This is a genomic window from Rubrivirga aquatilis (assembly GCF_046845665.1).
In the GTDB taxonomy this organism is placed as follows: Bacteria; Bacteroidota; Rhodothermia; order Rhodothermales; family Rubricoccaceae; genus Rubrivirga.
On record NZ_CP177355.1, the window covers coordinates 3,670,508 to 3,694,731 of the forward strand.

Here is a 24,224-nt window from a genome sequence, read left to right on the forward strand (position 1 = left end):
CGGAGCGCGCCCGGCGGATCTTGCCCTGTCTTAACCCGCCCTCCCCGGCCCCCGGCCCGCCATCGACGGGGGCTCAGCCCTTGACCGCGCCCAGGGTCAGGCCCGATACGAGGAACCGGCTCACGGCCAGAAACAGCGCGATCACCGGGACCGACACCAGCAGCGATCCGGCCGCGTAGAGCCCCCACTGCGTCGACATCGAGCCCTGGAACTGCTTGAGCCCGACCGGCATCGTGAACAGCTCCGTGTCCTGCAGGACGACCGCCGCGACGACGTACTCGTTCCACGCCGTCATAAAGGAGAACAGCGCGGTGATGGCGAGCGCGGGCGCCGCGAGCGGCAGGATCACCTTGTAAAAGGCCTGCCACGGCGTCGCCCCGTCGATGCGCGCGGCCTCCTCCAGGGACGCGGGGACGGTGTCGTAGTACCCCTTCATCTGCCAGACGCAGAAGGGCAGCGCGGTCGCCGAGTAGATCACGACGAGCCCGAGGTACGAGTTCAAGAGCCCCAGCTCCACGAGGACGATGTAGAGCGGCAGGAGCAGCATCGTCGCCGGAAACATCTGGGTGACCAGGATCCCCGAGAGCGCTGCCTTGCGCCCCCGAAAGCGGTGGCGCGACAACGCGTACCCGGCCGTCGACGCGAGCGCGACGCCGGTGATGGTGACGACGAGCGCGACCAACAGGCTGTTGCCGAGCCAGCGCAAGAACGGCGTCTCGGTCAGCAGCACGCGGTAGTTGTCGAGCGTCGCGCCGTCGGGGATCACCGCCAGCGACCGCGAGAGCAACTGGTCCGTCGGGCGCAGCGAGATCGTCAGGATCCGCGCCAGCGGGAAGACCGCGATGACCACGAACAGCGCGAGCGTGGCGTAGGCGGAGATGCGGCTGACGAGCTTCATGGAGCGATGGGTTGTCGGTCGTCGGTCGTCAGTGATCGGAGGTCAGCGGCGGGTCGTCCGTGGAGAGCCTCTGATGACCGACAACCGCTCGCCGCCGCCCCGCTCATCGGATGGACCCGACGACGACGTCGTAAACGTTGGGCGAGCGGCTGTCGACGCGGCCGCCGCCGGTGTCCTCGGAGGCGTCGTCGTCGACGCGGAGGAAGGTGCCGACGCCCGACCCGGAGCCGCGGGCCCCGACGAGCATCGTCACGCGGGCGCCGCGCAGCGAGGGCACGATGAACGTCGGGAGGGCAAACTGGAGCGAGCCCGTCGACGGGTCGAAGGCCGTGCCCGACCCGAGGCGGCCGATCTCGCGACCGCGCTCGTCCTCGACGACGAGCCCGTCGCCGACGATGATGACGTACTGGTAGCCCGCGTCGTCCGGGAAGTCGTAGTCGGCCCCGCGGCCGACGGTCTCGGCCCCGCCCTCCCCGGTGTCGATGGCGAAGGCGACAATCGTGTTGTCGCCGAGGGCAGCGAACTCGGCTCGGAAATAGGTCGTCGAGTCGTCGCGGGCCACTTCGAGGTAGGTCGCGTCGAGCTCGCCGGGGGGCACGCCCTCCGGATAGGTGAACGTGCTGGTCGCACCCCAGTCGTCGCCCGAGGGGTCGGTCTGAGTGAGCGCGACGGCGGCGCGCGGGTTGTCGCGCAGGATCTGGCCGTCGCCGAGTTGTCGCTGGTCCGCGACGGCCCGCATCACCGAGTACTCCTCTCGGAGCTCGGGCTCGACGAACGTGAACCCTTCCCAGGCATCCGGCAAGGCGGCCGTCTGCGACGACGCCACCTCCTCCCCGTCGACCTCCGCCCCACCGGCGGAGACGTCGACCGAGAACGCCTCGCGCGCGGTGACCGTCGTGTCGCTGGCGACCGCGAGCGGGACGGCCACGCGCCGCCCGGCCGCTTCGAGCACGAGCGTGGCCGCTTCGGTGAGATCGCCGCCCGGCTCGACGGTCGCCGCCAGCCCGTCGGCCGACTGCGTCATCGTCAGCCTGACCGTGCCGCCGCGCAGGCGAAACCGGACGGTCGTCTCGCCCCATGCCTCGGGGAGATGGGGCGCGACGACAAGCGTGTCGGCCGTTGTGTAGCGCGCGCCGACGAGCCCACGCATGGTCGCATCCAAGAAGCCCGCCAGGCTCCACGGCTGGATCGGCGCGCCGCCGACCTCGGGGAGCAGCCCGGCCTCGCGCGGGTGCCCGGCCACCAGTTCGGGGATGCCGCCAACGACGCCCGCGTCGAGCAGCAACTCGGCTTGCGCCTGCACGAGCGCGGCGGCCGGCCCGGCGCCGCCCGTCTCGGCCATCAGCGTGGCGACGGGTCCTGCCAGCCACGTCCACACGGCGCCGTTCGAGCGCGCCGACTCGGGCGTGTAGTACTCGGGCGCGTCGAGGTACGGGTGAAACAGCGAGTCGGTCTGCGCCAGCGACGCGATCCCGTAGGGGAACGCGAGCCGGTCGGCGAGGGCGCGGGCGAAGCGGGCGCGGTCGGCGGCGGGCAGCCCATCCATTTGCGCGAGCGCCAGCAGCGGGCCGGGGCGCACGTCGCTCGATCGTCCGCTCGCGTCGACGCGGTCCGCCAGCAGGTCGCCGTCAGCGAAGGCGCGCTCGAACTGGCGGACGAGCACGGCAGAGGTGTCGGCGTACCACACGGCCGAGGACCGCTGGGAGACGCCCATGATGCGGGCAAACTGGGTGGCCGTCCCGAGCGCGCGGTACAGCGCGCCCTGGTTCTCGGCGACCGCGCCGCGCCGGCGGACGCCGCCCCGCTCGGGGTCGCCCTCGAGCCACGTCCCGCGCCGGTCGCGCGAGACCAGGAAGCCCAGCGAGTCCGTCGCCCCGCCGTTGCGGCTGTCGGGCTCGTAGATGCCGCGCAGCGCGAAGACCGTTTTGAACCAGAAGTTGGCCCCGCCCGTCACCAGCGATCGGTCGCCCGTTGTGCGCACGTAGTCGCCGGCGGCGCCCAGGAAGACGGCCGTGCCGTCGGCGGTCGAGAACACGTCGTCGGAACCGTCCAAGCGGACCAAGTCCGGCGCACGGCCGAGCAGGTCGGCGCGGCGGTCGAAGATCTGGCCAGCGCCCGTCGTGCGGATCAGGTCGCCCGCGGTCTCCCATCGGCCGGTGCTCAGGAAGGCCGGGACGGTCCACGCGGCGGACGGGTACGAGGCGGGCTCGGCACCGGGCAGCCCGGGCCGGATCGACACGCGCGAGCTGTCGCGGACGGTCAACGTCTCCAACGACACGACGGCCCAGCGGTACGCGGCGTTGAGCGTCGCGTCGTCGGTCTCGAACACGACGTCGTCGACGATCGCCGCCAGCCGCTCGCTGCGAGCGTCGCGGCGGGCGTCGCCGGTCGCGAGGGCATCGCGCGCGGCGGCGGCGGCGGCCTCGGCCGTCGCGCCTGTCGCGATGGCGACGGCGCCGGGCGTCTCGATGAGCACCTCGCCAAGCCGGAACGCCTGGTCGCGCCCACCCTCGGGCGTGTCGGAGGCGGCGCTCGTGGAGCGGATGCCGTCGCCGGCCACGGCCGTCCAGATCGGGCCCTCGGGGATCACGGTCGAGTCGGTCGGCACGTCGCTGGCGGCGGCGAACACCAGCGTTCCGCCCACGTCCTGAATCCGGTACTCGCCAGCCGCTCGGCGCTCGCTGCGGACCGGCCGAAAGCCGACCACGCCGACCGAGTCGGCCACCTCGACGTAGAGCGCGGCCTGCCCCTCGGCGGCCCCATCCAGGAGGGTGACGCGCTCGCTCAACCGCGACGGGCGCTCGCCCTGGAACTGCCCGATCAGCTTGGCGACGAAGCCCGTCGTGTCCTGCTCCAGGTACGTCCGCACGGCCACGTCGGGCCGGGCGACGCCCCGGATCCGGTCGCGCGGGCCGAGCCCGATGGAGTCGGCGTCGGACCACCAGCGCCAGCCGTGCAGCGCCGTCCGGCCGCCGACGGACAGGCCCATCGCGGGGTCGCGGCCGGCGCCCGCGAGCGCGTCGTACCACGTCGCCCCGCCGGGGTCGGCCTGGAACGTGGACCGCGTGACGCCGAGCGAGTCGGCCTTGGCAGGCGCCTCGACCTCGACCGCGAGCGCCACCAACGACGCGGGCCCCTCGCCGACGAGTTGGCTCTCGGGCGGCTCGCCGCCGCACGCGCCGAGCACGACGAGCGTCGCCAGCAGCGCGGCCGCCAGCGATATGCGGGAGCGCGCCCCGGTTCTGGACGACGCCTCTCCACCCCCCGAGTCATCCCCGCGAAGGCGGGGATCCATGCGAGCTGACCCGATGCCTCCACCCCCTCCGGGCTGGCGGTCGTGGTCGATGGCGAGGTCTCGCCACGTCGGGTTCTGCTCGCGGATCAACCGCAGCTTCCGCTCTCGATTCCATTTCTTCAGTCGCCTCTCACGCTCGACCGCGTCGCGGATGGCGTCGTGCGGCTCGACATAGACCAGCCGGGTCACGCCGTGCTCAGCGACGAACGAAGAGCCTTCCCCGCGGCGGGGCTCGTCGAGGCGCCGGGCGAGATCGGTGGTCACGCCGATGTAAAGCGTGCCGTTGGGCTTGCTGGCGAGGATGTAAACGAAGCCGGGGCGAGGCAAGCGGATGGGAGGCTGTATGGATCCCCGCCTGCGCGGAGATGACTCAATGTGGAATGGGCGACCCATCGCTCGGGCGCCAGCGGGGCTAGTACACCGACTCGGCGGCCTGGGTCCGGTTGAGGAAGGCTTGCGTGAACACGAACAGGACGCCGAAGATGACCATCGACAGCGCCGCCGCCCACCCGAAGCGGTACATCGAGAACGCCGCCTCGTAGACGTAGCTCACCAAGATGTGCGTCTGGTCGTTGGGCTCGCCCCCGTTCGAGACCAGCCACACGACGTTGATGTTGTTGAACGTCCAGATAGCACCCAGCGTGATGGCCGGGGCCATGACCGGCTTGAGGAGCGGCGCGGTGATCGTCTTGAACTGGACCCACCCGTTCGCGCCGTCGACACGCGCGGCCTCGTAGAGCTCCGTCGGGATCGACTGCAGCCCGCCGAGTGCGATGACCATCATAAAGGGGAAGCCGAGCCAGACGTTCGTGATGATGGCCGCGACGAAGGCCGTCGTCGGGTCGCTCAGCCACGAGATGGCGCTCCCGCCCAGCCCTTCGACGAGCAGGTTGACGGCGCCGAACTCGTAGTTGAACATCCCCCGCCACGTCAGCGCCGTGATGTACTGCGGGACGGCCCAGGGCAGGATCAGCAGCACGCGCCACGCGCTCTTGCCCCGGATAAACGACTGGTGCAGGATGACCGCCAGAAACACACCCAGCCCGACGTGGAAGACGACGTTGACGGCCGTCCAGATCAGGGTCTTGACGAGCACGCTCCAGAACGCGGGCTCGGCGAACACGGCGAGGTACTGGTCGAGCCCGATGAGCTCCCAGTCCCGCAAGGTGTAGATGTTCATGTTGCTGAACGAGATCGCCACGTTGTACACGAACGGGAAGGCGACGACGGCCAGCACGACGAGCGCGGTCGGACCCAGCAACGCGGCCAAGAACCAGCGCCGGCCCCAGTCCTCGCGGGGCGCGGGCGGCGTCTCGGCGGCGCGGTCGATCGCCAGCGCGTCGGTGGGGGCGTTGAGCATCGGGCGGGACTGGAGGGACAGGGGGACTACGGGGACCGGGGGAATTCAGAGATGCTCGAGTTGGGACGGCAGAATTGAGGGCCCTTCAGTCCCCAGTCCCCAGAGTCCCTAGTCTCTCATTCCAAAAACGTGTCGGCGATGCGTTTCTCAGCCTGCTCCTGCATCAAGCGGGCGCCCTCGGCGGCGGTGACCTGCCCGTTCATCACGAGCTGATAGGGGCCGCGCATGGCGTCCCAGATCTGGCGCATCTGCGGCTCGGTCGGCATCGGCCGCGAGTGCTCGATCTGGGCCAGGCTCTGCGTCAGCGTCTCGCTCGACTGCATCACGTCGCTAGCGCGGACGGCGGCACGAACCGGGATCGTCGCCAGTTGGCGCGTCATGTCGGACTGGATAGCGTCGTCGGTCAACAGCCGCAGGACGTCCAAGACCGTCGCCAGCTTCCAGTCGGGGACGGCCGGGTTGAGCGAGTACGCCTTGGCGGCGGCCATCGGCTGCGCGTACAGGCCCGTCGCCTCGTTGAGCGGGAGCGGCGCGAGCTGGACATCGACGCCCGCCTCGGCGTAGCCGGTCCACGACCACGGCCCGTCGATGGTGGCCGCGGCGAGGTCGTCACGGAAGAGGGCCTTTGCGGTCTCGTAGTCGGCCTCGCGGGGCAAGACGCCCCAGCGGTCGCGCAGGTCGAGGACGTACTGGATGGCGGCGACGGTCTCGGGCGTGTCGAGCGTCGGGTTGCCCACCTCGTCCATCACCCAGCCGCCAAAGGAGGTCAGGAACGGCACGAAGAAAAACGGCTCCGTGTAGTTCCAGACGAGCGCGTACTGGTCCGGCGCGCCGTCGCCGTCGGTGTCTCGGGTGTGCGTGGCGCCGAGCGCCGCCAACTCGGCGAGCGTGGCGGGCGGCTCCGCCAGCAGGGCCGGGTTGTAGACGAACGTCAAGTGGTTGCCGATCTGGTCGGCGAGCCCATAGATCTGGCCGTCGTACATCACGCGCCCGTCCTCGGTGAACCCGGCGAGGTAGTCGGCATCGACGAGTCCGTCGAGCGGGCGGATGGTCTCGGTGATGCCGAGCGTGCCCATGTTGTCGGCCGGGCCGAAGACCAAGTCCGGGCCCTTCCCTCCGATCGCCGCGAAGACGTAGTGGTTGCGGAGCTCCTCGTTTTCCTTGTAGAGCGTCACGAGTTCGACGGTGTCCTGACGCGCGTTGTAGGCGGCGGCCCAGCCCTCGAGGAACGTGCGCTCGGCGGAGGTCTTCTGGTGCCAGATCCGCACGACGACCGGCTCGCCCTCGGGCGGCGGCCCGGTCGGCGCGCCGCACGCGGAGAGGCCGGCGGCCAGCAGCAGAGCGAAAACGAAGCGCATGAGGTCGGTCCTCAGATGTCGGTTGGCGGTGGTCAGGAAAGGGTGTCTCGTGTCGGCACCGAGCCGGGGCGTTCCGATTGCCAGTTCCCCTTTCCCATCCCCTCACTCGTCCAAGCCGCGGGGGCGGACGTCGCTGGGGGCCGCCGGACGATACACCACAGTCACCCGGGGCGGCACGCGGAGCCCAAACAAGGTGTCGTCGTCGCCGACGAGGGCGACCAGCGACGCGATCCGCCCGGCGTCGCGCGAGGCCTCCACGGGGACGAGCGGCGGCGGCATCCGGTCGCCCGGCAGACGAAGGAAGACAGGCTCATCGGTCGGATTGAAGGCCACCAGTCCGCTGGCGGTCCGCACGGCGACGGCGCGGCCCGCGACAGCGACCACGTCGAGCCCCCCCAGCGCCCCGGCCGCCAGCACGGCTGCCAGGACAGCGTCGGCATCTGCGGACTCGACCGCCAGCAGCGCCCGGCTGGCAGCGTGCGTGGCGGCGTCGGTCTCGGCGGGCTGGGCGTGGGCGCCAGCCGCGAGGGCGGCCAGCAACGTCAGGGCACGGATCATGCGCAGAGAACGCCGCGAGTCGGCCCCTCGTGCCGGCTCACGCGAGGGGGCCCGCCCCGCCTGTCGACTCGCGGACGACGAGTTCGGGCGCGAACACGACGTGCTGCGGGTCGCCGTCGCCACCGTCCAAACGGCGGAGCAAGAGGTCGGCGCCGACGCGGCCCATGTCGTACATCGGCTGGCGGACCGTCGTGAGCCCGGCGTAGGCGCTCGACTCGATGTCGTCGAACCCGACCACGTCGAGGTCGCGGGGGGCGTGGATCCCCGCCTCGCGGGCGGCGCGCAGGGCCCCGTACGCCAGCACGTCCGCGGCGGCGAAGACGGCGGTCGGGGCGTCCGGCCGGCCCTCGAACCGCGCCAGCAGCGCCTGCATGCCCCGGTACCCCGCGTAGCGCGTGTAGCCGTGGTGGCCTTCGTCCCACTCGGCCTCGACGATCAAGTCCGGGTCCGGCGCGATGCCCGCCGCCGCCAGCGTGTCGAGGTAGCCCGACCGACGCCGCACGCCCGGGCCGGAGTCGGCGGCGGGCATCAGCATCGCGATCCTCGTGTGGCCCCGGTCCAACAGGTGCTGCGTCGCAATGGCCCCGCCCCGGCGGTTGTCGACCGTCACCGAGTCGTGCGCCGGGTGGTGCGCGTCGATGAGCACGGCCGGCTGGAGCGATGTCGTGATCTGGGCCGCACGGGCGTCGTCGAGCGGCGTCGAGATCGCGAAGATCCCGTCGGCGCGGCCCCGTTGGACGGCCCGGTCGAGCTGGGCGCCGACGCGATCGAGCGAGCGGCTGGCGTAGACGAGCAGGTCAAAATCGGTTTCGTCGAGCCGGTCCTGCACGCCTCGGAGCACCTCCATAAAGAAGGCCGAGGTCATCATCGGCAGGATCGCCGAAAGCAGCCGCGTCGACTGCCGGGCCAGGCTCTGCGCGCTCGCGTGGGGCACGTAGCCCAAGTCCTCGGCGACCCCGAACACTTTCTGCCGAGTGGTCTCCGAGACGCGGGGGTGGCCGTTGAAGGCGCGCGAGACGGTCGCGATGGAGACACCGGCCTGATCGGCGATGTCGTAGATGGTGACGGGCAAGCCGGGGCCTATGGAAGCGCTTTCAGAGGATACCCGCCGCGAGCCGCCCCGGCAAGTTGAGGGGGTCGTACGCCCCGGGGACCGGTGTGGATCTCCCGTCGCCCCGACTCTGCAGGCCCGGGCTCAGCGGCACGCCAAGATCGGCGCCGGCCGCCTCGGTGCGCTCGCCAGAAGAGTCAGTGGACGACCATGAACCGACCGACCCGGACGCCGTCCGACACCCAGTACGTCCCAGCTGCCAGCCCGGAGACATCGAGTCGGCGGACCGGAGCGCCGGGGGCGCTGGCGACCCGGCGGCCGAAGGCATCGACCACCGTCAGTACGCGGGCGCGCCAGTCTGGGCCGCCCATGATGTCGACGTGGGTCGTAGCGAGAGTGGGCGAGAGTCGGAGGGCGGCTCGCGCTGGCGGCGCCTCGACAGCGACGGGATACTCGGCCGTGATGGGAACGGCGAGCGAGCCGGCGCCCGAGAACACGCGAAGCGTGTCGCTGATTGGGCCGCCCGCCCCACCTCGGCACGTGAGACAGTAGAGCCGGAGCCGGACCGGCATGGTCTCTCCCGGCATCATCAGACCGTCGAAGATGCCCCGGATGCTCTCGCAGGCCCCATCCTCGAATGGGTGGCAAAACACCTCGGCCGCGACGGAGTCTCCGTTGGCCAGGACTCGGAACTCCACGTTCCATCCCAACACGTCGAAGGCGTTCCCTCCCGGCTCACGGGCAAAGGCGAGGCTGTCAAGCGTGATTGGCTGCGCAGTGTCGTTTCGGAGCACCAAGGGCGGTGTCTCAGAGCTTCCCGTCCCAGCGTTGTACGGTATGGGCGTCGCCGTCAGCCCGCCCTGCGCGGCTGCCGGGCCAGCGATCACAAGCGCGGCCAGACACGCGATCTGGAAGGACATAGCGCGCACAACCATACCAGAGTTCGGTTTCAAGACACGACAGGGTAACCGGACCGTTCCCTCGACGCATTCCCGGCCCTCTGCTGGCGGCGGTCGCCGACGGCTCGGTCGGTTCCCTCGCCTCGGCACCGAGGAGGCAGGGCGCGTGCGCCCCAGCCACACGACGAGGTCTCTACGCAAGCCCCGCTACACCTATGCCTCGTCGTCCCAGTGCTCGATCATGTCGATCACCGCGTCCGCGATCTGATCTTGGTCGACCGTCCCGACGATCTCGCCGCGTTTGAAGAGGTGCGCCCGGCCCCGGCCCAGCGACACGCCCAGATCGGCGCCCGCAGCCTCGCCCGGGCCGTTGACCGCGCAGCCCATCAGCGCCACGCTGAGGTCCTTGTCGAAGCCCCGCTTGGCGACGGCCTCCTCGACCTCGTCGACGACCGAGAACAGGTCGCCCGCGAGCCGCCCGCACGTCGGGCACGCGATCACGTTGACGCCGGGCCGCCCCAGCCGCAGCGACTTCAGGATCTGGTGGCCCACCTGGACCTCGTTGATCGAGTCCGCCGCCAGCGACACGCGGATGGTGTCGCCGATCCCGTCCGCCAAGAGCGAGCCGATGCCGATGCTCGACTTGATCGGGCCGGTCTTCATCGAGCCCGACTCCGTCACGCCCAGGTGGAGCGGGTAGTCGGTGGCCGCCGCCAGCAGCCGGTAGCTCTGGATCATGAAGTACACGTCGGAGTGCTTGACCGAGATCACGATGTCCTCGAACCCGACGCGCGTGCACGCCTCGACGTGGCGCATGGCGCTCTCGAACAGGGCCTCGGGGCGGGGGTAGCCGTACTTGTCCAGGATGTCCTTCTCGAGCGAGCCCCCGTTGACGCCGATGCGGATCGGCGTGCCGCGCTCCTTGGCCGCCAGCAGCACCTCGCGCTCCCACTCGGGCTTGCCGATGTTGCCGGGGTTGATGCGCACCTTGGCGACGCCCGCCTCCAGCGCCTTCAGCGCGTAGGTGTGGTTAAAGTGGATGTCGGCCACGATCGGGACGTTCGCGCCCTCGACGATCGCCGCCAGCGCGTCGGCGTCCTCGGGCCGGGGGACGGCCACGCGCACGACGTCGGCGCCGGCCTCCGCCAGCCCGTGGATCTCGGCGAGGCAGGTCTCGACCTCGTGCGTCTTGCCCGTCGTCATCGACTGGACGGTGATCGGGGCGCCGCCCCCAATCTGGAGCTCGCGCGCCTCGCCGTCGACGGCGTAGCGCAGCGTGACCGGGCGGGAGTGGCGGCGCGGGCGCTGGGGGGCCTGCCCGGCCTGCGTCGATTCGTCCTGGGAGAGCTCCATCGGGATGCGAAAGGGGGGGACGCCGCCTACGGCCCGGCCCGCGAGACGTTCGCGCCCCGTCGTTTCGATTGCGAGAATCCGCCGGCCATGCGCCCCTGGCGGCGGTGCGCTCGTCGATGTGTGGCATCGCCCGCGCGGCGTCCAGTCGGTCGCCTTCGGCCCCGGCGACCGGCTGACCGGCTGACCGTCGGGCTCGGTGAGCGGAACTCCCGTCAGGCCCGGCGTCGCAAGCAGGGGGCAAGGGCGACCCGGGGCCGGCCCGTCCCGAGAGGTAGGACCGGGTGCTCCTCCCCCATCCTCCGGTCAAATGAGGTGGCTGCCCAGTGCGGCGTCCGCCACCCGCCAAGCGCCCCCTTGGACGACGTTCGCGCCCGCCATCCCGATTTCGGAATCCCCGGCGGCGGCGGCGGGTCTGACCCTGCCCTCGTTGCTCGCCCCCTCCCCCGCTCGATGACCCAGCGCCGCGTCGCGATCGCCCTCCTGTTCCTGATCGCCGCGTCGATCGTCGTCATCCTCAGCCTCAACTTTGTCGGGCCCGACCGCCAGGTCACGCAGGATGTGTACCACCGCTACGACCTCGACAGCCCGCAATTCAGGCGCGAGATGGGCGTCCTGCTTGGCCCCGGGGTGGTCGGCGGAAACGCGGTCGGCGACTTGCAGAACGGCGCCGAGATCTTCCCGGCTATGCTGGCAGCCATCGCCAGTGCCGAAGAGACCATCACCTTCGAGACGTTCGTCTACTGGTCTGGCGACATCGGGCGCCAGTTTGCCGAGGCGCTCGCCGAGCGGGCCCGCGACAGCGTCGAGGTCCACGTGCTCGTCGACTGGGCCGGGGCGCAAAAGATGGACCCCACCTCGTTCGACCTGATGGAGGCGGCCGGCGTGGAGATCCACTGGTACCGCCCGCTCGAGTGGTACACGATGGCGCGGCTCAACAACCGCACCCACCGCAAGATCTTGGTCGTCGACGGCGCGGTCGGGTTCACCGGCGGCGTCGGCATCGCCGACGAGTGGGACGGCGACGGCGACTCGCCCGAGGAATGGCGCGACGCCCACTTCCGCATCGAGGGGCCGGTCGTGGCCCAACTTCAGGCTGCGTTCTTGGACAACTGGATCGAGACGACCGGCGAGATCCTCAACGGCCCCGGCTACTTCCCTCCGCTCGACTCGGTCGGCACGGTCTCGGCCCAGGTGTTCACGTCGAGCCCGGCCGGCGGCAGCGACAGCATGCGGCTGATGTACATGATGGCCATCGCCGCCGCCGAACGCTCCGTCGACCTCGCCGCCGCCTACTTCGTCCCGGACGGCCTCTTGTCGGATGCCCTGGTGGCCGCCCAGGAACGCGGCGTCCGCGTCCGGATCGTGCTCCCCGGCGAGCACATCGACTCCGAGCTCGTCAAGATCACCTCAAAGGGGACGTGGGGGCCGCTCCTGGAGGCGGGCGTGCTGATCGCCGAGTACGCCCCGACGATGTACCACACCAAGATGCTCATCGTCGACGGCGTCCTCACGTCGGTCGGCTCGACCAACTTCGACATCCGGTCCTTCGAGCTCAATGACGAGGCCAGCCTCAACCTATTCGACACCGACTTCGCCGCGCGCATGACGGAGGTCTTCGAGGCGGACCTCGCGAACGCCGAGCCGTATTCGTACGAGCAGTGGCTGAATCGGCCGTGGACCACCAAGTTCGCCGAGAAGGTCATCCGCCCGATCAAGTCCCAGTTGTAGGCCGGCGCCGCCCTTAGCCGTGCAAGACGGCGAGGTACCCGATGTACCCAACATAGGCCGCGAGCAGGACCATCGCCTCGGGGCGCACCAACCGACGGCCACTTACCATCATCGGCACCAGGACGGCTGCGAACGCCGCCATCACCGCGAGGTCGACGACCTGCAGGCCCGGCGCGACGAGTGGCCGCACGATCGCGCCGATGCCCAGGATGCCGAGCAGGTTGAACACGTTCGACCCGACCACATTCCCGACCGCCAGCTCGCCCTCTCCCCGCGCGGCCGCCACCACGGAGGTCGCCAGTTCGGGCAGGCTCGTCCCGACCGCGACGACGGTCAGCCCGATCACGGCGTTCGAGACGCCCGCGCCCTCGGCGAGCGCGACGGCTCCGCCGACGAACAGGTCCGCGCCGAGGACCAGCCCACCCAGCCCGCCGGCGACGAGCGCGGCGTCCCGCCACACCGGCCCCGGCTCCGCGACGGGAAGGGTCGCCTCGGCAGAGTCGCGACGGGCCTGGCGGACGCTCCACGCGAGGTAGGCCAGGAGCGCCGCGATCAGACCGGCCCCTTCCAGCGCGCCGAGCTGGCCGTCCAGGAGGAGGACCGACACGGCCACCGTCGTAGCCAACAGCACCGGGAGGTCCCGACGGAGCACGGTGGGGTCCGTGGCGATGGGGCGGACAAGCACCGCAAGCGCCAGGATGAGGCCGACATTCGCGATGTTGGATCCGACCACGTTGCCGACCGCGATGCCCCCCGCGCCCGCCAGCGCCGCCTGCACGCTCACCACCAGCTCGGGCGCGCTCGTCCCGAAGGCGACGACCGTCAGCCCGACCACCAGCGGCGACAGCCCCAGCCGGAGCGCCAGCGACGCGGCCCCGCGGACGAGCGCGGTCGCAGCGGCCATCAGCAGGGCCAGTCCGCCCACGAGGGCGAGGAGATCGGGGATCATGGGGGTGGGGAGGAAGGCGCCCCAGAACGATCCCCCCGCCCGGTTGTCCCAGCGTCGCCCCTCGCGCCGCAAAGTTCACGCACGCACGGGTTCGGCGTCCGCGTGCGCGCACCGCTCACCGGGCCTCCGCCACCGGCGTGCGGAAAAGGTCGGCGGACCCGGCGAAAGGGGGACGAGGCGTGCCGAATCGGCGCGTGACCGAGCCCCCCTCCGCCCGATCCAGCCGAAGCCCTGACCGTCGCGACGGCGCGCCTTGCGCCAGGGCTGACGACCCTCTGGGGCTGGGGTTCGCGGAGGGAGCACTGTCCACGCCCCTCCCGATGCGCCTCGGTCTCCTCGTCGCCCTCGCCCTCGTTCTCCTGGGGTGTCCGCGGACGCCTTGGTGCGACCGCCTCAATCCAGACCAGTCGGATGGACTCTCGACGTGTGTCTATGCGACGACGCTCGCCCGAGACGCCGCCCGCCCCATCGACGCGGCGTCGGGGGCACCGCTCTCGTTCCACGTTGGGATTCCGAACGACCACCCCGACCAGGCCGAGCAGACCGACGGGACGCGCCTGACGGGCCAGCCGTGGGGCGTCACGTGGACAGATTCCGCAGGCGCGCTCATCCGCACCGACAGCGTCGGCGCCGTGGTCGCCCACGTCGTCTCGGCCGACGCCTCCCGCTACGTGCTCGCCCTCCGCGACGGCCGGGTCGTGGCCCGCACCGCCGACCACGAGACGATGCTGGCGGGACGCGCCGTGGAGGCCTCCGGACCCGACGGCCCCAACGCGATGATGTCGCTGGCCCTCTCGCTCGACGGCACCTTGCTCGTCACCGGCGACCAGCAGCGCAACGTCGACCTGTGGGCGCCCGGGAGCGGCGGCCACCGGTGGCACGCGACCCTCGACGGCGACACCCGCTCTCTCGCCATCTCGTCCGACGGCCGGTACGTCGCGACCGCGTCCCACGCGGGCACCGTCACGGTGCGCGACGCCGCCAGCGGGGCGTCCGTCGCGACGTGGGTCCACCCGCAGGCGGTCGCCTGGGTTGGCTTCACCGACGACGGCGCCCATCTCGTGGTGCGCATCCGCCAGCCGTGGGCGCGGAACGCAGCGGCCTTCGACCCGGATGAAGTCCCGGCTTCAGGCGGCATCGATCGACCCGACGTCGTCGCGGTGTGGTGCCTTCCCTGACGGCCCCTACCCGATGGCAACCGGCGCCCGAAACAGGTCCGCCGAGGCCGCAAACTGGTCGGCCATGGCCACCATCACCAGCCGGTCGCCGGCCTCGACGCGGAACTCACCCGCCGGGCTCCCGACCGTCTGGCGCCCCCGCCGGACCGCCATCACGGTGATGCCCCAGCGCTGGCGCAGGCCCAGTTCCGCAAGCGTCTGCCCCGCCGCCGGCGCCCCGTCGCGGACCGCCACGGCGCGCGTGTGCAGGCCCTCCTCGTCGAGCCCCTGGAGCACCATCAGGTGCGCCTCCTGGATGCTGCCGCGCAGGACGCCGTAGTCGTCCTGGCGGACGAGCCCGGCCTGGCGCTCGATCTCTTGCTTGGGGATGAGGTACGCGCCCAGGACGTGCGTGAACAGCCGCACGGTCGTCTCCAGTTCCTCGGGCACGACCACGTCCGCGCCCGCTGCGGTCAGCGACTCGACGTCCGCTAGGAAGCGCGTCCGGGCGAAGATCTGCAGGGTCGGGTTGAGGTGCCGGGCGACGGCCACGATCCGCCGCGTCGCGTCGCCGTCGTTGATGGCGACCACCAACAGCTTGGCGCGGTCGACGCCCAGGCTCTTCAGGATCGGCTCGCGCGCGGCGTCGCCGAAGACCGTCTCCGCGCCGTCGGCGTCCGCCTCGCGCAGGCTCGCGGGGTTGAGGTCGCTGACGGCGTACGGGACGCCGACCTCGCCCAACACGCGCCCCAGCCGCCGCCCGGCCGGCCCGTACCCGACGACGATCGTGTGGTCTTCGAGCGCGACGCCGTGCCCGTGACCCGCGCCGTTCTCCGCCGCCGCCTCGTCCGCCGAGTCCTCGATCGACCGGCCGATGGCGGTGAGTCGGGGCCCCAGCGCGACGAGCGCGGGCGTCGCCAGCATCAGCACGACCGTGACCGCGATCAGCCCCTGCTCGCCGGCCGCCAGCCCGGCCGGGAACAGCCCGACCTCGGATCCCGCCAGCGCGAGCACGAACGAGAACTCGCCGATCTGCGCCAACGCGAGCCCGGCCGCCAGCGACACGCCGAGCGGATACCCGAGAATGCGGGCGCCGACCGTCGCCAGCCCGCCCTTCAGCACCAGCACGCCGACCGCCGCCGCCATCACCCAGCCCAGGTTCGCCCACAGGAACGCGGGGTCGAGCAGCATCCCGACCGATAGGAAGAACGCGGCCGTGAACAGGGTCTGGAGCGGCAGGATCTCGCTCAGCGCGTGGTCCGCGTAGTCGCTCTCCGACACCAGCAGGCCCGCGAGGAACGCGCCGAGCGCCAGGCTCACACCCGCCAGGCTCGCGGCCCACGCCGTCCCCAGACAGATCGCAGCGACGGCCAGCAGGAACAGCTCGGTCCGCCGCGTCTCCGCGATCCGGGCCAGAATCGCCGGGATGACGCGCCGCGCGCCGACCAGCACCGCCGCCACGACGAGCCCGGCCTTCGCGAGTGCCCACGCCACGTCCAGCGGCGACCCGCCCTCGCCCGCCAGCACGGGCACCAGCAGCACCATCACCACGATCGCAAGGTCCTGGAACAGCAGCATCGCGAGGGCGATGCGCCCCCGCGGCGTGTCGGACTCGGCCCGCTCGCCCAGCACCTTCAGCACGATCGCCGTCGACGACAGGGCGACCAGGAAACCGGTAAAGACGGCCGGACCGACGCCGACGCCCAGCAACATCAGCCCGCCCGTCACCGCCGCCACGGTCAGCGCCACCTGCGCGCCGCCGCCGACGAAGATCGGCCGCGCCAGCCGCGCCATCTCGCCCAGCGAAAACTCGACGCCGATCGTGAACAGCAGCAGGATCACGCCCACCTCGGCCAGCTCGGCGACCAACTCGACGTCGGTGACCAAGCCCAGCGCGCCGGGCCCGACGGCCACGCCCGCTAGCAGGAAGCCGGCGATCGGCACCAGCCGCACCTTGTAGCACAGGTACGCCACCACGACGCCGGCGGTGAACAGGGCGGCGAGCTCGCCCACGAACGGGAGGGCGCCAACGGCGAGAGGCAACGGCATCGAGAGCGGAAGGGGGCAGGCCCGTACGCCGAGCGCCCCGGGCTGTTCGCTGGTGCATCCATCTCAGGCACGGCGCCCGCGCGCGCCCGATCCTGCCGCCGGACCTCCCGCCCCGCCATGCGCCCCGCCTTCCTCACCCTCGCGCTCCTCCTTGCCGCCTGCGACGGCCTCTTCGTGGACTGCTCGGACTACGGCGAGTTCACCGCGGCCGTCCGCGGCGCGCTCACCCTCGACCTCCACGGCCACGCCATCAGCCTCGACCGCACCGACCGGGCCGCCTTCGACCTATCCCTCCAGAGGCGCGGCGTCAACTACGCCGGCCATATCGGGTTCGACGTCGAGGGCGCCCGTCGTGCCATCGGGACGTTCCGCGTCGAGGACGGGCTCACGGTCCGCTACGACATCGACTCACGGACCGAGCAGGTCTTCCGCGCTCGGTCCGGCTCGCTCTCGATCGAGGCGATCGACGCCGATGACGTCACCGGCTCGTTCTCCTTCGAGGCCATCGACGGCAACGGAGCGGTCGTCGCCGTCGCCGGCCGCTTCCGCGCCGACGCCCGGTCGTACCCGCACCTCAACTGACCGTCGCTAGCTGTTGGCGCGGCGGCGGCGGTCGAAGGCCCGCTGCTGATCGGTCCCCGGCGCGACGCTGTACGGGTCGTCGGGGAGCTCGACGCGGATCAACTGGGGCTGGCCGTTCACGTCGCGGAAGCGCTGGGGGGCGCCGTCGGGCTCATCGCCCAACACGAGGACCGTCGTGCCTTGCTTGAGGATGCGACCGCGCGAGGCCATCGCGCGGTCGGCGCCGCCGTTCGAGGTCTGCCAGCCGTCGGCCCAATCGTAGATCCACTGCGCGTCGGCGGTCATCAGGCGGACGCAGCCGTGGCTGGCGGCGCCCGTCGTGGGCAGCGCGTAGTACTGGTGGATGTGGATGCCGCGTGCGTCGTGGAAGTTGAACACCCAGCGCATGTCCCAGCTCTGGCCGGGAGGCGACAGCGTGCTCACGCGGTGGCGCTCCTTCCAGTTGAAGTTGAACCGGCCGTTCGGCGTCTCCGAGCCTTCGGCGCCCGTCGAGACGAGCCCCCAGCGCGCGAGCCGCCCATGCTCGTAGCCCGCCCAGGCCTGGACGCTCTTGTCGATGACGAACAGCTTGTCGAAGCCGCGCGCGCCCGGGTAGTCGCGGGGGAACGGGCTGTAGGCGCGGGGGTCGGCGTCGACCACGTCCGGCAGCACGATCGTGTCGCCGATGCTGAGGTCCGAGATGAACACGCCGTTCAGGAAGGCCACCATCCCGTTGACGCGGTCGCGGCCGTCGCGCGCGTCGCCGTCGCCGACGGCCTTGTAGAGCTCGTGGCGGGCCAGGATGGAGTTGCCGCTCTCGTGCGCGAGCACATGGTTGCGGTACGTCACCTCGGGGATGTCCTCGAGGGCGTCGCGGCGGGCGTAGAGGAGCTCGGCGAGGCGGTCCTGGTTGTAGAGCGACCGGTCGCCCTGGGCCCACGAGGGCACGGCCAAGACGAGCGCCAGCAGGGCGGCGGAGAGGAGGCGGATGGGCATGTGACGGGACCCGGACGTGGTGAGGGGGCGGCAAGAACGCCATGGGTGGGACAGTATTTCCATCACACGGGATCCACGCGAGCGCAGGCGCGCTGAGGTGGCTGGCATGCCACCGCCCCGCGCAGGATCCCCCCGCTCGGACACGCAGACGGAGCGCCAGCCCCGCAAGGCTGGCGTGGCGCGTCCAAGCAGTCCCCCTTTTCTCAAAGGGGGGCCGTCCGCGCGGTGTCGTGCCGTTCGACTGGGGCGCTCTGGTGCTGGCGCCATCGTTGCGCGCCGCGCGGACGGGGGGATCTGCTGAGCACCGGGCTCCTCACTTCTCGATCCTCGCCCCTCGATCCTCTACCCCGCCACCAACCACCAGACGTAAGCCCCGTAGCCCGCCAGCAGCACGGCGCCCTCCCACCGCTTCGTCTGCCCGCCCGAGATCAGGAAGACCAGCGTCAGCAGGCCGAATCCGATCATGATGGCCTCCACGTCGAGGCCGATGCCCTCGGCGACAATGGGCCGGGCCAGCGCCGCCGGGCCGAGCACGCTGAACACGTTGAAGATGTTGGACCCGACCGCATTCCCGAGTGCAATCTCGGCCTCGCCGCGCCGCGCGGCCACGACGGTCGTCGCCAGTTCGGGCAGGCTCGTGCCGAGTGCCACGAGCGTCAGGCCCACGACGGCCTCGCTGACGCCCAGCAGCTCCGCCGCCGTCACGGCCCCGGCCAGCAGGCGGTCGGCGCCGAAAACCAAGAGTGCGATGCCGCCGACGACCAACAACAGGTGCCGCTTGAAGCCCGCCTCCAGCGCCGCCTCCGCCATCGCGTCGCGCACCTCGGGCGCCAGCGCGGCCGTCGCGGCGCGGACCTCCTGGCGCGAGGTTCGGATCTTGAGCACGGTGTAGACGATGGCCGCCAGCAACAGCAGCCCGCCCTCCAGCCGCGACAGCGCCCCGTCGATCAGGAACACCACGAGCGCCAGCATCGACGCCAGCATCACGCTCATGTCGATCCGCACAAGGTCGCGGTCGACCAGCATCGGCGAGAGCACGGCGGCGACGCCGACGATGAGCCCGAGGTTGGCGATGTTCGAGCCGATCACGTTCCCCAGCGCCACCCCGCCGTTCCCCGCCAGCGCCGCCTGCACGCTCACCACGAGTTCGGGGCTGGAGGTCCCGATGGCGACGACGGTGAGGCCGACGACGAGCGGGGTGATCCCCACACGGAGCGCGAGGGCGGAGGCACCGCGCACGAGCGCCTCGGCGCCGGCGAGCAGCAGCAGCACGCCGCCGCCCATCAAGAGCAGACTTTGAGTGAGCGTCATGTCCGAGGGGGGGACGCTCAACCTACGGCGGAGTGCCCGGCGTTCGCGGGATCGCCCGCGCTACTCGGCCGCAGTGGCAGGCATCCGGAGCAGGATGGCGGCCCCGAGCGCGCCGGAGATGAGCGACGCGCCCAGGATGCCGGCCTTGGCGCTGTCGAGCAGCGGCCCCTCGCCGAACGCGAGGTTGGCGATGAACATCGACATCGTGAACCCGATGCCGGCCAGGAAACTGACCCCAAGCACGTGGCCCCACGTCACGCCCGAGGGCAGCGACGCCAGCCGCGTCTTGACGGCGGCGAACGACAGCGCCATGATCCCGACCGGCTTGCCGACGATCAGGCCGAGCGCGATGCCGAGCGCGACGGGGTCGGTCGCCAGCGCCAGCGCGTCGGCGCCGAGCGCGACGCCGGCGTTGGCGAGCGCGAAGACGGGCATCACGAAAAAGGCCACGAAGCCGTGGAGCCCGTGCTCCAGCCGCTGCAGCGGCGGCTCCACCTTCTGGCAGGCCACCTCGATGCTGTGGACCGCCGCCATCTGGTCGGGCGTCGGGTCCGTCGGCGAGCCCAGGATGCCCTGGCGGAACCGCGCGAGCATCTCCCCGACGCGCTCGGCGAACTCGCCCTCGTTCATCTTGCGCGTGGCTGGGATGGTGAGGGCCACGAGCACGCCAGCGATCGTCGCGTGGACGCCCGACTTCAGCATCGCCACCCAGGCCGCGACGCCGATCAGCCCGTAGATCAGCGGGCGCTGAACGCCCAGCCGGTTCGCGACGGCCAGCACGCCGACGAGCGCCAGCGACACCACGAGCGCAGTCACGTTGAGCTCGGCCGTGTAAAACAGCGCGATCACGATCACCGCGCCCAGGTCGTCGACGATGGCGACGGCGGTCAGGAAGATCTTGAGCGCGAGGGGTGCGCGGCTGCCGAGCAGGGCCAGCACGCCGAGCGCGAACGCGATGTCGGTCGCCATCGGCACGCCCCACCCGACCACGCGGTCGGTGCCCATGGTGACAAACGTGTACATCAGGGCAGGAACCACCATCCCGCCGAGGGCCGCGGCGATTGCGAGCGCCGCCTTCCGGGGCTCGGCCAGCTCGCCCGCCAGCACCTCGCGCTTGATCTCGAGCCCGACGACGAAGAAGAAGATGGCCATCAAGCCGTCGTTGACCCACAGGATCAGCGGCTTCGAGATCTCGAAGGCCCCCGCGCCGACGGTGACGTAGGTGCCGAACAGGTCAGCGTAGCTGGCGGCGAACGGGCTGTTCGCCCACGCCAGCGCGACGGCGGCGGCGATGAGCAGGATGATGCCGCTGGCGGCCTCGGTCTTGAAAAAGGACTGGAACGGCTGGATAATCGCTTGCATGGAGTTCGGCGGGGATCCACCACGGGCACGTGGCAGACAGGGGACCGCCGGACCTCCCGGCGGGGGGCGCTCGCACAACGCGAGCTGGGACAGGGCCCGACCGGATCGGTCAGGCGCGGCGGGCCGGTTCCAAGACCACGAGCAGGCCCAGCCACTCCCCATGCGGACACGCGGTCCGGCCGTGGGGGCATGTATGACGGGAGACGGCGCGCATGAGGCAGAGCGGGGCTGGGGCCTATAAGCCGTTGCCGCCCCACGGTTTCCGCGTGTGCATCTATGAAGCCGGTTTCACGGCCGCTCGCGCCCCGCTACTCCTCGTCGGTGTCCGCCTCGGGCGTCGCGCCGGCAGGATCGGCCTCGCGCCAGCGCAGCGTCGTGCGGACCGGGCGGTGGTCTGAGAACCCGACGGCGGCGGTCTCGGCTGAGGTCACCTCGAAGGCCGGGTCGACGAGCAGGAAGTCGATGCGGACGAGCGGCCGGTCGGCGCGGTACGTCCGCCCCCAACCGGGCCCAACCGCTTGCGCGGCGTCGATCCGGTTGACGCCGCCCGCCGTGCGCAGGCGTCGGTAGCTCCAGTTGTCAGCCGTCGAGTTCAGGTCGCCGCCGATGATCACGGGCAGCGTCTCCTCGGCGATGGCGCGCGCGATGCGGTCGGTCTCGATGCCACGCTGGGCGTAGACCGTCCGGTAGCTGCGCAAGTACGGACGCCACGTCGACGGGGACCAGAGCGAGACGGCCGGGTCGTCCCAGGGCTTCGGGCTGCCGAACGAGCGCAGGTGGATGTTGTACACGACCGCCTCTCGGCCGTCCCACCGGAGGTGCGTCCGGAGGGCTAACGAGGCGTCCAAGCCGGGCTCCGCGCCGACCGCAAGCGCTCGCTGCTCCAGCACCTCGATGCCTGCCCCGTGGCGGACGAAGAACGGGACGTCGGTCGCGTTCGCCGTGCCGGACCGGCGGCCCGCCAGCTGCGCCGGCAGCACGAGGTTGTAGGGCAGCCGTGTGTGGACGACCTCCACCTGGACGGCCTCGCTCGCGCGCCGCCGCCGCACGCTCCGGGCCTCGACGCGGGCGTCCTGCATCAGCAGCAGGTCGGGCTCGGTCGCCTCCAGATACGCCACCACCGAATCACCGAGGGCCTCGGCGCTCGGGCCACTCTGAGGCAGGTTGAACGTGGTCAGCACCAGGTCGTCGGGCCCGGCCTCCGGCGTCGCCAGCCGCGACGGCCCACCGGCTCGCCACACGACCGCGAGCAGCAGCAGGGCGTGGACCGCGACGACCCGCCAGCGCCGCCCGAGGAGCCACGGCAGCGTCGTCGCCGCGAGCGCCCACGTGGCGTACGGCAGGCCAATCGCGACCAGCTGGGACCACCAGAACACGCGGGGCGAGAGGTAGGGCGCCGCCAGCCCGACGGCGACGGCGGCCACGATCGGCGCCTCGACCAGGGCGTAGAGGACCCAGCCGATCGTCTGCCGAGGCCGGGGGCGGGGCTCAGCCATCTAGTCGCGGCTCGCGCGGTCGAGCGCGTCGCGCTCTTCGGCCGTCAGGCTGTCGTACCCCTTTTCCAGGATCTTGTCCAGGATCGCGTCCACGCTGAGCGTCGCGCCCGACGACTTCCGCTCGGCCCGCCCGGGCTTCCCGACCGTGCGCAGGGTGGCCGGGGGCGTGCGGGCGAACGGGTTGCGCGAGGGCGTCGGGGCGGAGCGCTGGCGACGGCCCCCGCCGAACAGGCCTGAGGCCCACCCGCCCGGGTTGCGCCCGGCGATCTGCGCCTTGGCGAAGCCGTACCCCGCGAGCGCCGCGCCGAGCACGGTCAGATCTTGCGAGAAGGCGAAGCTGAGCACGACGAACCCGATGGCGATCCACTTCATCGGGACGACGCCCAGCAAAAACAGCCCGACCCCCCGGTTCGGCTGCAACGTGCCGACCGCGCACAGCACGGCGGTCACCGGCGTCCACAGGCCGAAGTAGGCGCGGAGCGGGGCCGTGGGCAGGATCAGACCGAGCACGATCGCCAGCAGCGCGCCGCCCAGCACGCCGAACAGGTAGACCGCCAGCAGCCCGCCCGAGCCGTACGTCTCCTCGAAGTCCCTCCCCATCCAGTTCAGCCAGTACATCCCGAAGGCGAACGAGATCAGCCCGAAGAACGACGGGAAGGCGTTCACGAACCCGTACGTCAGCACCGTCCACGGACGAACCAGGGCGACCTCAGGGAGCGGCGACAGCGTCAGCCAGTCCAAGAGCGCCAGGCCGGGCACGCCGAACGCCGCCAGCAGGCCGAGCACGATCACCGCGAGGTAGCTCACGGCGTTGACCGTCAGCAGGAGCCGGAGCGCGGGCGGGAGCGCGGCGCGCCAGATCTGGAAGCGGAACGCGGGGGAGTCGGCGGACACAGAGGTCAGGTAAGGCGGGTGCGGGGCTGGACGGGCAGTCGGCCCAGCCAGTAGAGCACCAAGATCGCACCCGTGACCATCCCACCGAGGTGCGCAAAGTGGGCGACGCCCGCTTGCACCGACGTGAACCCGGCGAACAGGCTGAAGGCGGCGTACCCGAGCACGAACCACTTGGCCGGGATCGGCACGGGGAAGAAGAGCAGGAAGATCGGGGAGTTGGGGTGGAGCAGCCCGAACGCGGCCATCACGCCCAGGACTCCGCCCGAGGCACCGAGGGTCGGGACGGGAATGCCCACATCCGGGCCGCCCAACAGGAAGGGCCACGAGGTAACGGCCACTTGCAGCACACTCGCGCCCAGCACACACGCGAGGTAAAACCACAGGAACCGCTTCGAGCCCAGCTGGCGCTCGATGGTGGCGCCAAACATCCACAGCCCGAACATGTTGAACGCGATGTGGCCGAACCCGCCGTGTAGGAACGCGCTCGTGACGAGCTGCCACGGCTGGAACGACCCGAACGCGACCACGCCGTCAGCGAAGCGAATCGCCTCAGGCCCACCCAGGGGCCACAGCGCGAACCACATCTCGACGGCCGAGAACGGCGCCCCGGAGCGCGCCTGGAAAATCATCTGCGCCAGGTACGCCAGCCCATTTAGGATGAGCAGGTTCTTGACGACGGGTGGGAAGAGCCCGAAGCTCGACGGGGGACGAAACGCGTTCTGCACAGACGGCCGGCGGGTGGGGGCCGCGAACGGGATGCCGTCGGCGAAGTTGCGGGAGACCGCGCGGAGAGCGCCCGCGTGCCGGCTCAGCGGGAGCGCGTTCGGGCTGGCGCCAGCCTTCCGCTCGTCAGTCCCCCCGCTCGGACGCGCACGGAGTGCCATCCCACACGGCGGGCGCTGCGCGTCCAAGCTGCCACCTTTTCCCAAGCAGGGTCGCTACGTCCTGT

19 protein-coding genes are annotated in these 24,224 nt (G+C 71.4%); 3 read left to right on the plus strand and 16 right to left on the minus strand.

What is annotated here, in order from left to right:
* Window positions 1-73: 73 nt before the first annotated feature.
* The 8 genes from ACLII4_RS16305 to ispG form a co-directional block, all read right to left on the minus strand.
* Window positions 74-898, minus strand: coding sequence for a sugar ABC transporter permease (locus tag ACLII4_RS16305; protein WP_412068451.1), 825 nt, complete (start codon window positions 896-898; stop codon window positions 74-76).
* 103 nt (window positions 899-1,001) lie between these two features.
* Window positions 1,002-4,520 (minus strand): amylo-alpha-1,6-glucosidase, encoded by a 3,519-nt coding sequence (locus ACLII4_RS16310; protein ID WP_412068452.1) that lies wholly within the window; start codon window positions 4,518-4,520, stop codon window positions 1,002-1,004.
* 85 nt (window positions 4,521-4,605) lie between these two features.
* Window positions 4,606-5,553 carry a carbohydrate ABC transporter permease gene (locus ACLII4_RS16315; RefSeq protein WP_412068453.1) on the minus strand — a complete coding sequence of 316 codons (948 nt, stop codon included), beginning with the start codon at window positions 5,551-5,553 and terminating at the stop codon, window positions 4,606-4,608.
* A 116-nt stretch (window positions 5,554-5,669) separates the two neighbouring features.
* Window positions 5,670-6,911: an extracellular solute-binding protein gene (locus ACLII4_RS16320; RefSeq protein ID WP_412068454.1), complete on the minus strand. Its 1,242-nt coding sequence runs from the start codon at window positions 6,909-6,911 to the stop codon at window positions 5,670-5,672.
* 102 nt (window positions 6,912-7,013) lie between these two features.
* The gene (locus ACLII4_RS16325) at window positions 7,014-7,469 is read right to left on the minus strand and encodes a hypothetical protein (RefSeq protein ID WP_412068455.1); all 456 of its coding nucleotides are present in this window, start codon (window positions 7,467-7,469) and stop codon (window positions 7,014-7,016) included.
* A 37-nt stretch (window positions 7,470-7,506) separates the two neighbouring features.
* Window positions 7,507-8,541 carry a LacI family DNA-binding transcriptional regulator gene (locus tag ACLII4_RS16330; RefSeq protein WP_412068456.1) on the minus strand — a complete coding sequence of 345 codons (1,035 nt, stop codon included), beginning with the start codon at window positions 8,539-8,541 and terminating at the stop codon, window positions 7,507-7,509.
* Between the two features lie 176 nt (window positions 8,542-8,717).
* On the minus strand, window positions 8,718-9,440 hold the full coding sequence (locus ACLII4_RS16335; RefSeq protein ID WP_412068457.1) for a hypothetical protein: 723 nt from the start codon (window positions 9,438-9,440) through the stop codon (window positions 8,718-8,720).
* Window positions 9,441-9,632: 192 nt separating this feature from the next.
* A complete protein-coding gene (ispG, locus tag ACLII4_RS16340; RefSeq protein WP_412068458.1) occupies window positions 9,633-10,772 on the minus strand; it encodes a flavodoxin-dependent (E)-4-hydroxy-3-methylbut-2-enyl-diphosphate synthase in 1,140 nt (379 codons plus the stop codon).
* Window positions 10,773-11,222: 450 nt separating this feature from the next.
* Here ispG and ACLII4_RS16345 point away from each other — a divergent pair, with 450 nt between their 5' ends.
* Entirely contained in the window at window positions 11,223-12,500 is a 1,278-nt protein-coding gene (locus ACLII4_RS16345; RefSeq protein WP_412068459.1) for a phospholipase D-like domain-containing protein, read from the plus strand.
* A 13-nt stretch (window positions 12,501-12,513) separates the two neighbouring features.
* On the opposite strand, the gene ACLII4_RS16350 is transcribed toward ACLII4_RS16345, so the two are convergent.
* Window positions 12,514-13,449, minus strand: a complete 936-nt coding sequence (locus tag ACLII4_RS16350) for a calcium/sodium antiporter (RefSeq protein ID WP_412068460.1) — start codon at window positions 13,447-13,449, stop codon at window positions 12,514-12,516.
* Between the two features lie 320 nt (window positions 13,450-13,769).
* Here ACLII4_RS16350 and ACLII4_RS16355 point away from each other — a divergent pair, with 320 nt between their 5' ends.
* On the plus strand, window positions 13,770-14,627 hold the full coding sequence (locus ACLII4_RS16355; protein WP_412068461.1) for a WD40 repeat domain-containing protein: 858 nt from the start codon (window positions 13,770-13,772) through the stop codon (window positions 14,625-14,627).
* A gap of 6 nt (window positions 14,628-14,633) precedes the next feature.
* Here ACLII4_RS16355 and ACLII4_RS16360 read toward each other — a convergent pair whose 3' ends face one another.
* A complete protein-coding gene (locus ACLII4_RS16360) occupies window positions 14,634-16,655 on the minus strand; it encodes a cation:proton antiporter (RefSeq protein WP_412068462.1) in 2,022 nt (673 codons plus the stop codon).
* 117 nt (window positions 16,656-16,772) lie between these two features.
* Here ACLII4_RS16360 and ACLII4_RS16365 point away from each other — a divergent pair, with 117 nt between their 5' ends.
* Entirely contained in the window at window positions 16,773-17,237 is a 465-nt protein-coding gene (locus ACLII4_RS16365) for a hypothetical protein (protein ID WP_412068463.1), read from the plus strand.
* A 6-nt stretch (window positions 17,238-17,243) separates the two neighbouring features.
* On the opposite strand, the gene ACLII4_RS16370 is transcribed toward ACLII4_RS16365, so the two are convergent.
* From ACLII4_RS16370 to ACLII4_RS16395, 6 genes are all read right to left on the minus strand, one after another.
* A complete protein-coding gene (locus tag ACLII4_RS16370) occupies window positions 17,244-18,212 on the minus strand; it encodes a L,D-transpeptidase (RefSeq protein ID WP_412068464.1) in 969 nt (322 codons plus the stop codon).
* Window positions 18,213-18,554: 342 nt separating this feature from the next.
* Window positions 18,555-19,523, minus strand: a complete 969-nt coding sequence (locus ACLII4_RS16375) for a calcium/sodium antiporter (protein ID WP_412068465.1) — start codon at window positions 19,521-19,523, stop codon at window positions 18,555-18,557.
* A 60-nt stretch (window positions 19,524-19,583) separates the two neighbouring features.
* Window positions 19,584-20,885 carry a Na+/H+ antiporter NhaA gene (gene nhaA / locus ACLII4_RS16380; protein WP_412068466.1) on the minus strand — a complete coding sequence of 434 codons (1,302 nt, stop codon included), beginning with the start codon at window positions 20,883-20,885 and terminating at the stop codon, window positions 19,584-19,586.
* A 308-nt stretch (window positions 20,886-21,193) separates the two neighbouring features.
* Window positions 21,194-22,381, minus strand: coding sequence for an endonuclease/exonuclease/phosphatase family protein (locus ACLII4_RS16385; RefSeq protein WP_412068467.1), 1,188 nt, complete (start codon window positions 22,379-22,381; stop codon window positions 21,194-21,196).
* Window positions 22,382-23,275, minus strand: coding sequence for a rhomboid family intramembrane serine protease (locus tag ACLII4_RS16390; protein ID WP_412068468.1), 894 nt, complete (start codon window positions 23,273-23,275; stop codon window positions 22,382-22,384). It lies immediately after the preceding gene.
* Between the two features lie 5 nt (window positions 23,276-23,280).
* Complete coding sequence (locus tag ACLII4_RS16395; RefSeq protein WP_412068469.1) at window positions 23,281-24,159, minus strand: rhomboid family intramembrane serine protease; 879 nt, start codon at window positions 24,157-24,159, stop codon at window positions 23,281-23,283.
* Window positions 24,160-24,224: the final 65 nt, after the last annotated feature.